Origin of the sequence: Halomonas sp. 707D4 (assembly GCF_024158685.1) — a bacterium.
Classification (GTDB): domain Bacteria; phylum Pseudomonadota; class Gammaproteobacteria; order Pseudomonadales; family Halomonadaceae; genus Vreelandella.
In genome coordinates this window covers 1-11,073 of record NZ_JAMZBD010000052.1, presented here as the reverse complement: position 1 = coordinate 11,073, position 11,073 = coordinate 1, and the positions used below count along the sequence as shown (strand labels likewise).

Genomic DNA, 11,073 nt, shown 5'->3' with positions numbered 1-11,073 from the left:
GATCTCCTGCTTGTCGCGGCGTGTCGAGTACTCCGACAGCACCGGCACGAAGGCCTGGTTGAAGGCCCCCTCGGCGAACAGCCGACGCAGGAAGTTGGGAATCTTGAAGGCGACGAAGAACGCATCCGCCCCGTTGCCCGCACCGAGGAACATCGCCACCACCACGTCGCGTACCAGCCCCATCACGCGGGACAGCATGGTCATCGAGCTGACCACCAGCCCCGAGTGCATCAATCCGCGCTTGGCGACCTGGGTCGGTTCAGAGGAGGGTTCGGTCATCGTGGTCCGTCGATCCTGGGTGGGTACGGGCACAAAAAAACCGGCCGTAGCCGGTTTTTTCCAAGACGCTGCCGGCTTACGCTGCCAGCGCTTTAATTCGCTTGTTCAAGCGGCTCTTCAGGCGTGCGGCCTTCTTCTTGGACAGCACGTCCTTGTCGGCGATGCGGTCGACGACCGGCTGCATGGCCTTGAACTCTTCCATCGCCTTGGCGTGGTCACCGGTACCGATCGCCTTGATCACGCGCTTGATGTAGGTGCGGACCATGCTGCGTTGGCTGGCTTTCAGGACGCGACGAGTCTCGGCCTGGCGGGCGCGCTTGCGAGCTTGCTTGCTGTTCGCCACTGGTATCTCCTTGGAGAATAGGGTTGCCTGATCGGCAACGAATGAACTATGTGTCTGTCGACTGGCCGTGGCCAGTGCTCGACATTTCCGTAACAACCAATTGATCCGGCGAGCTTTTTCGCTCTGCCAGAGAGTGAAACGCGCAGTCTGGTCGCTGCCCGTCCACGGGTCTTGTCTGAGAGGATGGCGTAGTCTATCACGCAACGCCCTGCCTTGCCAGCGCTTGTCAACCGCTCAGGGGCGTCGCCCCCAGACGAAAAAGCTCGGGTTCTGCACCTGGCTCGGGGCGGCATAACTCAGCGGCTGGCCCTGGGCGTCGATCACGCAGCCGCCGGCCGCCTCGACCACCGCCTGGGCGGCGGCGGTATCCCACAGGCTGGTCGGCCCGAAGCGTGGATAGACGTCCGCCGCGCCTTCGGCAATCCGGCACGCCTTCAAGGAGCTGCCCATGGGCGTCACCCGGTGCGGACCGAGTGCGGCCAGCCAGTCGTCGAAGCGCGCATCGCGGTGCGAGCGGCTGCCCAGCACGTGAAAGCCGCCAGCACCCGGCGCCCGGGTATGAATGGGTCGCCAGTCGCCCTCGCCTATCACCTTGAAGGCCCCCAGCCCGTGGGCCGCCAGGTAGCTTTCGTCGAGCGCCGGCGCCACCACCACGCCGAGCACCGGCGCCCCTTGGCGAATCAGCGCGATGTTGACGGTGAACTCGTCGTTGCGCTTGATGAACTCCTTGGTACCGTCCAGCGGGTCGACCAGGTAGTAGGTGGCGTCCTCCGCGGGGCCCGAAAAACGCTCCACGCTTTCCTCGGAGAGAATCGGGGTGGCGGGGTCGAGGCGCTCGAGCGCCGCGACGATGCAGCGGTTGGCGAGCAGGTCGGCCTGGGTGACCGGGCTCTGGTCGGCCTTGAGCGTGACCGTGAGTTCGTCCCGGTAGAGCGTCATGATGGCCTTGGCGGCATCGCGCGCGATACGCCACACCGCCTCGAGGCGAGCCTTGTCTGCTGCCAAGACCTAGTTCGCCTTGCGCCAGCCGCCGAGTACGCGGCTGTCCGGGCCGAAGAACACCACCCGGTCGTGATCGATCAGGTAGCGGTAGGCGTTCTCGAGCATGCCGGTCACCCGCTTGGCGTCCTCGAGCTTGGCGCAGCCCATGCGCGTGGTGGCGAGCTCGCCCACTTCGATGCGCTGGCTCTCGCCCAGCCCGACCGTGCCGTTGAAGGTGTTGCAGCCGTCGCTGCCGGCAATCTTGCCGTCGCGCGTGATCTGGAAAAACGCCGGCTGTGGCATGGACAGCCGCTCGTCGGTGCCCATCAAAAGCAGGTTCCAACGCGTGCCCACCAGCGGCCCGGAAAGCCCGCCCTCGCCTTGGGAGACCGGCGCGCGGGAGGCGTTATCCGGCGTGCTGCTGCAGGCGGCGAGCACCAGCGCGGTGCTCACGGCCAAAACGCTCAACAAGTGTCTTTTCACCCCAAACGCTCCTCTGCGTTACCAGCTGCCGCTGTTTTCCATGGAGGCCCAGGGCTCCTGGGCGGGCAGCGCCTCGCCTTTCTGCAGAAGCTCGATGGAGATGCCGTCCGGCGACTTGACGAAGGCCATGTGACCATCGCGCGGCGGGCGGTTGATGGTGACGCCGGCCTGCTGAAGCTTGTCGCACAGCGCGTAGATGTCATCGACGCGGTAGGCGAGATGGCCGAAGTTGCGCCCGCCGTCGTACTCTTCCGGGTCCCAGTTGTAGGTCAGCTCGAGCTCCGGGGCGGTGAGGCGCTCGGAGCGCTCGACGTCGTCCGGCGCGGCGAGGAAGATCAGCGTGAAGCGACCCTTCTCGCTCTCCTTGCGGCGCACCTCCTGAAGGCCCAGCAGGTCGCAGTAGAAACGCAGCGAAGCGTCGATGTCGCGAATACGCACCATGGTATGTAGAAACTGCATAGAGACTCCCTTCTATCGGTGGCGATAAGTGAAGATGCAAGCGGGATAATGGGAACAGAATAGCCGGGATTGAGCAATCGCTGAAGCGCGGCACCCGCGTTTAATCTGTACAACACCGCTACACGCGACGACGATCAAGACAATGTCGCATAATAAAGCCACTCTCCCCTTCTCTTGCCAAGGAATCACCGTGGACTCGATCACACAAGCCGCCCTGGGGGCTGCCGTGGGCGGCGCCGTCATGGGCCGACGTCTGGGCCGCAAGGCCGTCTTGATCGGCGCGCTGCTGGGCACCCTGCCGGATCTCGACGTGGTGCTGGATTACGGCGATGCCATCGCCAACGTCACCGAGCACCGCGGTTTCAGCCATTCGCTGTTCGTGCTGACGGGGCTTGGCACCCTGCTGGCGCTGGTGTGCCGATACTTCGTCCGCCCGCGCCTGTCGCTCGTCTGCTGGTGGTGCTTCTTCACCCTGGCGCTGGTCACCCACCCGCTACTCGACGCGCTCACCACCTACGGCACCCAGCTGCTCTGGCCGCTGGACGTCCCCCCCGCCGCCTGGCCGATCGTGTTCATCATCGACCCGCTCTACACCCTGGCCCTGCTGGGCGGGCTCATCGCCGCCTGCGTGTCGCGCCGGGTGGTGCACTACTGCGCCCTCGGGCTGCTGCTCTCGAGCCTTTATCTGCTGGTGGCGGCGGGCATGAAGGGCGTGGTCGAAGCACGCCTGGTGCCGGTGCTCGAGGCGCAGGGGCTGTCACAGGCGCCGCGCATCGTCCAGCCCACGCCCTTCAACATCTTGCTGTGGCGGGCCACGGTGGTGGAAAACGAGCGGTACGCCGAGAGTCTCGTCAGCGTCTTCGACGACGAGGCGCCGCACCTCGAGACCTTCCAGCGCGAGCGGCAGCCGCTCGAGGAGATCGCCCTGTCGACGGCCAAGGGAGAGCGGCTCGCCTGGTTCAGCGGGACGTTCCTGCGCTACGACATCGAGCCCATCGACGGCGTGGAGACCCTGACCGCCACCGACCTGCGCCTGGGCTTTCCGGGCTTTCACCCGTTCACCTTCACCCTGGCCACCCGGGAGAACGGAGAGTGGCAAGCGGTGGCGGCGAGCGAACAGCGGCCCTCGGAGCGAGGCCTGAGCCGTGAGGCGCTGGGACAACTCGCCCGCCGGGCGCTGGGCGACGAGAACGCGCTGTGCGCCAGTGCCCTGATCACACCCGAATGGCGGGTGGCGGATACGCGCTACGCCTGCCAGGCGCCCTAGGGCGCGATGCCCTGGCCGCAGCCGCTGTACTGCTCGCCCTGGTAGGTGAGCGTGACCCGGGCGGGGTACGGCGCGCCGCTCGCCTTGTCGAAGCAGGCGCCGGCATCGATGCGCAGGCGAAAGAAGGGCTCGACGTCGGCGCTCTCGAGCACCACCCGCCCGGCCTGGTTGTCCAGCACACTGATCATGTAGGGCTGCCGCGTGGCCGGCGCCGTGGCGGTCTCGATGGCAAGCGTCGGCACGTCGTGGGCGAGCGTCACCTGCCAAGAGGGCTCGCGCCCTTCGGCCTTGAACATCACGCCGGGATTGTCGGCCCGGGTCAGCGCCTTGCGCTCGCCTGCCTGCTGGCACTGAAGCTGGCCGCGCGGGGTTTCCACCAGCGCGCGCTCGCCGCGATCCCAGACGCTGATCTCGCCGTCCTGATAGCGCGCGCCGTCGGCCACCACGGCCCGAGGCAACTGCCAGGCGCCGTGCAGCGACCACAGCCGCAGCGCCTGGTCGTTGTCGGCGCCGACGAGGTGCTGGTTGGCGGGCTGGCAGTGCCAGGCCTGGAAGCGTTCGGCGCTGCCGGGAAACAGCGCCGAGGGCAGAAGCGGCGCGGCATTGCCGGCGACGGGGGTCATCGGCGGTGGCGTCGGCGCGCTGGCGCAGCCGGCAAGGCCGGCCCCGAGACAAAGCGCGCCCACGCCCTTGAGAAACGTCGCCTTGGAGAGCGCCGACGTGAGAAGGGTCGCATCGAGCATGGAGTTCCCTGTATTTTTTCTGATAGCGCGTCGAGCGCTAGTCGCGAGTGAAGGCGCCGAGATCGTTCGGATCGAAGCTCGCCGCCTGCTCGGGCATGCCGAGCGTGCGGCGCCGCTGGCTGATTCGCGCCTTCTGCGCCTGGCGCTTGGCGTCCTGCGGGGCGCGGTCGTTGAGCGCAACCACCTGATCGACCCCGGCATGGTAGAAGCTCAGGATATCGAGCGCGGCGCGGTTGTCCTGCGCCGCCTCCCGCTCGAGCGCGCCCTGGTAGCCGTTGATGCGCGACAGGTGGCTCTTGAGCTGCCAGACGTAGTTGATCTCGGCCATCCAGGGGCGCTCCTTGAGCACCGCGAACAGGGCGCTGGTGGCGAGAAGCCCCAGCAGGATGCCGAGCCCGTGGGCCCACAGGGCGCTCTCCAGCGCGCTGCTCAGCAGAAGCGAGAACAGCATGCCGAAGATGATCAACTGGCCGACCATCATCACGCTGATCATGCGCGCCTTGCGCCGGTAGCGCTCGGGGCTCTGCTCTTGCAGGGTGAAGGCCATCGCTCGTCTCCGCTCAAATAGCGCCCATCATACGGCGATGCCCGGGCTTGGCAAGCGCACCCGCCAACGCAAGGCTCACTGGCCGGCCAGGCGCTCGGCGGCGGTCTTGAGCAGATGCTCGGTGGTTTCCCAGCCCACGCAGGCATCGGTCACGGAGACGCCGTAGCGAAGCGCCCCGGCGTCGAGCGCCTGCTTGCCCTCGTGAAGATGGCTTTCGAGCATCAGCGCCACCAGGTCGGTATCGCCTTCGCGCCGCTGGGCGAGCACGTCGAGCATTACCTCGCTCTGGCGGCGGTGATCCTTGCGCGCGTTGGCGTGGCTGCAGTCGACCATCAGCCGTGGGTTCTGTCCTGCCTCGCGCAGCCGGGCGGTGGCGGCGCGCACGTGGTGTGCCTGGTAATTGGGCTCGCCGTGGCCGCCGCGCAGCACCACGTGGGTGTGCGCATTGCCGGCGCTCTGGCGCATCACCGGGCGGCCCTGGGCGTCCTGGGCGAAGCGCTGGTGCGGATGGGCGGCGGACTGCATGGCGTCGATGGCCACCTGCAGGTCGCCGCTGGTGGCGTTCTTGAAGCCCACCGCGGCGCGCAGGTCGCTGGCGAGCTCGCGATGGAGCTGGGATTCGGTGGTGCGCGCGCCGATCGCCACCCAGCTCAGAAGATCCTCGAGATACGGCGCGAGCATGGGCTGAAGAAGCTCCGTGGCCACCGGCAGGCCGCGCGCGGCGACCGCGTGCATCAGTTCTCGCGAGCGGGTCAGCCCGCGCGCCATGTCGCCCTCGCCGTTCATGTCCGGGTCGTAGGCCAGGCCCTTCCAGCCAACGGTGGTGCGCGGTTTCTCGACGTAGACGCGCATCACCGGCAAAAGCTGCTCGCTGACTTGCTCGCTGAGCGTGGCCAGGCGGTCGGCGTACTCGAGGGCGGCGTCCGGGTCATGGATCGAACAGGGGCCGACCACGACCAAAAGGCGCTTGTCGTCGCCTGCGAGGATGCGTTGGACGGCCTGGCGCTGCCGGTCGAGCCGCTCGCTCAGAACAGCATCGACGCGGATGCGCTCGAGCAGCTGTGCCGGCAGTGGCAGGGGCTTGGACGCTACGCAGGAGGTCTCAAGGTGGGCAGGGGTGGCGGTCATCGGTGCGTTCATGGATTCAGTTCTCGTTCGGCAAGGGACATCGGGTTTCGGTTGTGCCACCCACGTTGGCCCGGCCGGAGGTGGCTGCCTGTTCCGACCGCGCGACGCTAAATCGCCAGCCATAACCATACCCCTGGATGAAGGTAGCGAAAGCGTTGGCGTAAGCGGTCATGGTGCAACTCCTCGATGAAAGTGTCGTGAATCGTGGTACCCAAAACGCAAGAGCCCCGGCGGGTCGTCCCGCCGGGGCTCTTGCATTCGGCAGGCAACCGGGTCTCGGTATGCCTGCGGGCGCGGCTAGGCGCCCGCCCTCGGCATACCGGGGCTAAACCAATAGACGTCCTGACCGAACACGCACGCTGACCGCGCCGTCAGGCGAGGCGCGAAGAGCGTCAACAGTGCGTGGGTCAGAGAAGTCATGGTGTCGTCCGGTCAAGGCCCAAGGGCCTGCTCGATAAGCGTTGTGGTTCTATCCTGCCTGCATCCGTGCCAAATGACAACCGCGCAGGCCGAAGGACTATCTTTCAGACAGAAAAACTATTTCGCCGGGCGCGGGGCGTAGGCGAAGACGTCCGAAAACAGCCGCTGCGCGCTCACCCCGTGGGCCTCGAGCACGTCCACGCAGGCGTAGACCATGCCCGGCGAGCCCGAGAGGTAGACATCGCACTCGGCGACGGCCACGCGGGCATCGTCGAAGCCGAGCGTCGGCAGCGCCCGCTCGAGTACCTCGTCGATACGCCCCTGGTGGTGGGCGATGCGCGGGCTCTCGGCCAGCGGTCGGGCGAGCTCGAGCTCGGTGACCGCGTGGAAGTGGACGTTGTCGAAGCGCGCCGCCCAGTCGCTGGCCAGTTGCTCGGCGTAGAGGTCGTCGTGCTCGCGAGCGGCCCACCAGATGAACACGCCCCGCTCGGGCTGTACGTCGAGCACCGCCTCGACGATCGCCTTCATCTGGGCAAACCCCGTACCGGCGGCAACCAGCAGCAAGGGGCGCGTGCTCGCCATGTCGAGCACGCACTCGCCGCCGGGCAGGCGCACGTCGAGCTCGCCGGACAGGGTCAGGAGCCTGCGCAGCCGGGCGGAGTTCTCGCGCTCCGGGCGGTGCTGGATGTGCAGTTCGATCACGCCATCCCCCCGGCGGTGGCTGGCGATGGAAAACGGCACCCAGGTGTGCGAGTCGAGCGCGAGCTCGAGGTACTGGCCCGGGAGGTGATCGATCGCCGCCGGGTCGCCCTTGAGGGTGACGCCCAGAACGCTCGGGCTCAAGTCGACGACATCGATGATCTGACAGGTAACCGTTTGACGCGCGGGCGCGCTCGGCGTCGTTGTGCTCATGAAAGCCTCTTGTGAAAATTCGTTCGCGATCGGTTCAGCCGCCATGGCGCGAGGCGGGAAGCTCGATGCCGATACCCAGCGACTCCCAGCGCTCGTCGACCCGCGCCTTGACCGCCTCGTCCATGACGATGGGCGTGCCCCACTCGCGGTCGGTCTCGCCGGGCCACTTGTTGGTGGCATCGAGCCCCATCTTGGAGCCGAGCCCGGAGACCGGCGAGGCGAAGTCGAGGTAGTCGATCGGGGTGTTCTCGACCATGACGGTGTCGCGGGCCGGGTCCATTCGCGTGGTGATCGCCCACATCACGTCTTCCCAGTTGCGCGCATCGACGTCGTCGTCGAGCACGATCACGAACTTGGTGTACATGAACTGGCGCAAAAAACTCCATACCCCCATCATCACGCGCTTGGCGTGGCCGGGGTACTGCTTCTTCATGGTGACCACCGCCATGCGGTAGGAACACCCTTCCGGCGGCAGGTAGAAGTCGACGATTTCCGGAAACTGCTTGTTGAGGATCGGCACGAACACTTCGTTGAGCGCCACCCCCAGGATCGCCGGCTCGTCCGGCGGGCGCCCGGTGTAGGTCGAGTGATAGATGGCATCACGCCGCCGGGTCATGCGCGTGACGGTGAACACCGGGAAGGTGTCGACCTCGTTGTAGTAGCCGGTGTGATCGCCATAGGGGCCTTCCGGCGCCATGTCGTCGGGGTAGATGAAACCTTCGAGGATGATCTCGGCGGAGGCCGGCACTTCGAGATCCGCGTGGTGACATGCGACCAGCTCGGTGCGCGAGCCTCTCAAGAGCCCGGCGAAGGCGTACTCGGAGAGCGAGTCCGGCACCGGGGTCACCGCGCCCAGAATCGTCGCCGGGTCGGCGCCGAGCGCCACCGCCACCGGGAAGGGCTCGCCGGGGTGCGCCTTCTGGAACTCCTGGAAGTCCAGCGCCCCACCGCGGTGGGAGAGCCAGCGCATGATCAGGCGGTTCTTGCCGAGCTTCTGCTGCCGGTAGATACCGAGGTTCTGGCGCTTCTTGTGCGGCCCCTTGGTGATCACCAGCGGCCAGGTGACCAGGGGAGCGGCGTCGCCTGGCCAGCAGTGCTGGATGGGAAGCTGATCGAGATCGACCTCATCGCCTTCGAACACCACTTCCTGCACCGGCGCCTTGCGCACCACCTTGGGCCCCATGCTCAGCACCTGCTTGAAGATGGGCAGCTTTTCCCAGGCGTCCTTCAAGCCCTTGGGCGGGTCCGGCTCCTTGAGAAAGGCCAGGAGCTTGCCGACTTCGCGAAGCGCGCTCACCGACTCCTGCCCCATGCCCAGCGCCACCCGCTCCGGCGTACCGAACAGGTTGCCCAACAGCGGCATGTCGTGGCCCTTGACGTTCTCGAACAACAGCGCCGGGCCGCCGGCGCGCAGGGTACGATCGCAGATCTCGGTGATCTCCAGGTAAGGGTCCACCTCCACCTGGATTCGCTTGAGTTCACCGCGCGCCTCGAGTGCGGCGATGAAATCTCGCAAGTCGTTATACTTCAAAGCGTTTCCTCGTTCTTTCGCGCTGACCTGCCCTAGCGGCGCTTCATCGCCTCGAAGAATTCGAGGTTGGTCTTGGTGTCCTTGAGACGGTCGATCAAGAACTCCGTCGCGGCGGTATCTTCCATCGGATTCAGGAGCTTGCGCAAGATCCACATGCGCTGCATCTCGTCTTCGGAGGCCAGCAGGTCCTCGCGACGGGTGCCGCTTCTGCGGATGTTGATCGCCGGGAAGACGCGCTTTTCGGCCAGCTTGCGGTCGAGGTGGGCTTCCATGTTGCCGGTACCCTTGAACTCCTCGAAGATCACCTCGTCCATCTTGGAGCCGGTGTCGACCAGGGCCGTGGCGATGATGGTGAGGCTGCCGCCCTCCTCGATGTTACGCGCCGCACCGAAGAAGCGCTTGGGCTTTTCCAGAGCGTGGGCGTCGACACCACCGGTCAGCACCTTGCCGGAGCTCGGCACCACGGTGTTGTAGGCGCGCGCCAGACGGGTGATGGAGTCGAGCAGGATCACCACGTCCTTCTTGTGTTCGACCAGGCGCTTGGCCTTCTCGATCACCATCTCGGCGACCTGCACGTGGCGTGCCGGCGGCTCGTCGAAGGTGGAGGCGACCACTTCGCCGCGCACGGTACGCGACATCTCGGTCACCTCCTCCGGGCGCTCGTCGATCAGCAGCACGATCAGGTGGCACTCGGGGTTGTTGCGCGTGATCGAGGTGGCGATGTTCTGCAGCATCAGGGTCTTACCGGCTTTCGGCGGCGAGACCAGAAGCCCGCGCTGGCCCTTGCCGATCGGCGCGGTCAGATCGATGATCCGGGCGGTCAGGTCTTCGGTGGAGCCGTTGCCGATCTCCATGCGCAGCCGCTCGTCGGGGAACAGCGGCGTCAGGTTCTCGAAGAGAATCTTGTGCTTGGCGTTTTCCGGGCGGTCGAAGTTGATCTGGCTGACCTTCAGCAGGGCGAAGTAGCGCTCGCCCTCCTTCGGTGGGCGGATCTTGCCGGAGATCGAGTCGCCCTTGCGCAGGTTGAAGCGACGAATCTGCGACGGCGACACGTAGATGTCGTCCGGCCCGGCCAGATAGGAGCTGTCGGCGCTGCGCAGAAAGCCGAAGCCATCCTGGAGAATTTCCAGCACACCGTCGCCGTAGATATCCTCACCGCTCTTGGCGTGCTTCTTGAGGATAGCGAAGATGATGTCCTGCTTGCGCGAGCGAGCCAGGTTATCGATACCCATTTCGCGGGCGATATCGAGCAGCTCGGGAACGGATTTTTGCTTGAGTTCGGTGAGATTCATCGGTGTGTTAGAAACTTGCTCATGGAAGCTGGCGCCAGGCGCCGGGAATAAGACAGGAGGCGTTGACGTTCCGCCAGATGATGCGTTCAGATCCCGCTGGACAGGTCGAGCGATAGAGCCGTTCACGCCAGGGCGCAGGCCATGCTCGACGAAGGTGCTTTACATCTGATTGATACGACCTGACCCGGACATGGGCAGGATCAACGGGCTCTGACGACTTGGAATTCCGGCCGGTGTTGGAAGGTTCCGGGCTGAGGCCTTGAAACGGGGGTTGTCGAAACGGTGCGCTGCTCGACGGGCCTCCCGGTCAGCCGTTTGGAACGGGCCAGTAGCTCGATGGTAGTCAAGCCCCGCGACAAACGCAAGCCCCGGGCAATTGACAACGGCCGCGAGGCCACGCAACCTTGCCCTAGACCACTGGAAGGATCCCGCATGCCAAAGGATATGTCACTCGCCGCCGACGCGACCTCGACCCTCGAGAGCGCAGCGCCCACGCGCCTGGCCGCCATCGACCTCGGCTCGAACAGCTTCCATCTCCTAGTGGCCAACTACGCCAACGAGCGCCTTCAAGTGGTGGCCCGCCTGGGCGAAAAGGTTCAGCTCGCCGCCGGGCTCGACGACAGCGGCTACCTGAGCGAGGCCGCCATGCAGCGCGCGCTCGAATGCCTGGCGCGCTTCGCGCCGTTTC

12 protein-coding genes and 1 pseudogene are annotated in these 11,073 nt (G+C 66.1%); 2 read left to right on the top strand and 11 right to left on the bottom strand.

Features of this window, described 5'->3' with window-relative positions:
* From BIS11_RS03940 to gloA, 5 genes are all read right to left on the bottom strand, one after another.
* A partial coding sequence (locus BIS11_RS03940; RefSeq protein WP_301286408.1) for a lipid II flippase MurJ occupies positions 1 to 279 on the bottom strand: 279 nt, incomplete at its 3' end.
* 76 nt (positions 280 to 355) lie between these two features.
* Positions 356 to 622, bottom strand: coding sequence for a 30S ribosomal protein S20 (gene rpsT / locus BIS11_RS03935; RefSeq protein ID WP_018918970.1), 267 nt, complete (start codon positions 620 to 622; stop codon positions 356 to 358).
* Between the two features lie 234 nt (positions 623 to 856).
* Positions 857 to 1,627: a 3'(2'),5'-bisphosphate nucleotidase CysQ gene (gene cysQ, locus BIS11_RS03930; protein WP_253421289.1), complete on the bottom strand. Its 771-nt coding sequence runs from the start codon at positions 1,625 to 1,627 to the stop codon at positions 857 to 859.
* Positions 1,628 to 1,630: 3 nt separating this feature from the next.
* Positions 1,631 to 2,071, bottom strand: a complete 441-nt coding sequence (locus BIS11_RS03925) for an META domain-containing protein (RefSeq protein WP_253421287.1) — start codon at positions 2,069 to 2,071, stop codon at positions 1,631 to 1,633.
* A gap of 33 nt (positions 2,072 to 2,104) precedes the next feature.
* Positions 2,105 to 2,545 (bottom strand): lactoylglutathione lyase, encoded by a 441-nt coding sequence (gene gloA, locus BIS11_RS03920; protein ID WP_253421285.1) that lies wholly within the window; start codon positions 2,543 to 2,545, stop codon positions 2,105 to 2,107.
* 190 nt (positions 2,546 to 2,735) lie between these two features.
* Here gloA and BIS11_RS03915 point away from each other — a divergent pair, with 190 nt between their 5' ends.
* Positions 2,736 to 3,812 carry a metal-dependent hydrolase gene (locus tag BIS11_RS03915; protein ID WP_253421283.1) on the top strand — a complete coding sequence of 359 codons (1,077 nt, stop codon included), beginning with the start codon at positions 2,736 to 2,738 and terminating at the stop codon, positions 3,810 to 3,812.
* On the opposite strand, the gene BIS11_RS03910 is transcribed toward BIS11_RS03915, so the two are convergent.
* From BIS11_RS03910 to rho, 6 genes are all read right to left on the bottom strand, one after another.
* A complete protein-coding gene (locus tag BIS11_RS03910; protein ID WP_253585750.1) occupies positions 3,809 to 4,555 on the bottom strand; it encodes a C-type lysozyme, inhibitor in 747 nt (248 codons plus the stop codon). The two genes, BIS11_RS03915 and BIS11_RS03910, sit on opposite strands and share 4 nt — an antisense overlap.
* A gap of 37 nt (positions 4,556 to 4,592) precedes the next feature.
* On the bottom strand, positions 4,593 to 5,102 hold the full coding sequence (locus BIS11_RS03905; RefSeq protein ID WP_253425144.1) for a DUF3087 family protein: 510 nt from the start codon (positions 5,100 to 5,102) through the stop codon (positions 4,593 to 4,595).
* Positions 5,103 to 5,177: 75 nt separating this feature from the next.
* On the bottom strand, positions 5,178 to 6,242 hold the full coding sequence (locus BIS11_RS03900) for a 3-deoxy-7-phosphoheptulonate synthase (RefSeq protein WP_253425141.1): 1,065 nt from the start codon (positions 6,240 to 6,242) through the stop codon (positions 5,178 to 5,180).
* A gap of 525 nt (positions 6,243 to 6,767) precedes the next feature.
* Positions 6,768 to 7,562, bottom strand: coding sequence for an NAD(P)H-flavin reductase (locus BIS11_RS03895; protein WP_253425138.1), 795 nt, complete (start codon positions 7,560 to 7,562; stop codon positions 6,768 to 6,770).
* Positions 7,563 to 7,596: 34 nt separating this feature from the next.
* A complete protein-coding gene (ubiD, locus tag BIS11_RS03890) occupies positions 7,597 to 9,093 on the bottom strand; it encodes a 4-hydroxy-3-polyprenylbenzoate decarboxylase (protein ID WP_253425135.1) in 1,497 nt (498 codons plus the stop codon).
* Positions 9,094 to 9,125: 32 nt separating this feature from the next.
* A complete protein-coding gene (rho, locus tag BIS11_RS03885; RefSeq protein ID WP_227391132.1) occupies positions 9,126 to 10,385 on the bottom strand; it encodes a transcription termination factor Rho in 1,260 nt (419 codons plus the stop codon).
* Between the two features lie 432 nt (positions 10,386 to 10,817).
* On the opposite strand from rho, the pseudogene BIS11_RS03880 reads away from it, so the two are divergent.
* Positions 10,818 to 11,073: pseudogene (locus BIS11_RS03880) on the top strand (exopolyphosphatase); the annotation flags it as partial.

Coding starts and splice junctions, on each gene's coding strand:
- BIS11_RS03900 (WP_253425141.1), bottom strand. CDS start 6,242: ATGAACGCACCGATGACCGCCACCCCTGCCCACCTTGAGACCTCCTGC.
- gloA (WP_253421285.1), bottom strand. CDS start 2,545: ATGCAGTTTCTACATACCATGGTGCGTATTCGCGACATCGACGCTTCG.
- BIS11_RS03910 (WP_253585750.1), bottom strand. CDS start 4,555: ATGCTCGATGCGACCCTTCTCACGTCGGCGCTCTCCAAGGCGACGTTT.
- BIS11_RS03905 (WP_253425144.1), bottom strand. CDS start 5,102: ATGGCCTTCACCCTGCAAGAGCAGAGCCCCGAGCGCTACCGGCGCAAG.
- BIS11_RS03895 (WP_253425138.1), bottom strand. CDS start 7,562: ATGAGCACAACGACGCCGAGCGCGCCCGCGCGTCAAACGGTTACCTGT.
- rho (WP_227391132.1), bottom strand. CDS start 10,385: ATGAATCTCACCGAACTCAAGCAAAAATCCGTTCCCGAGCTGCTCGAT.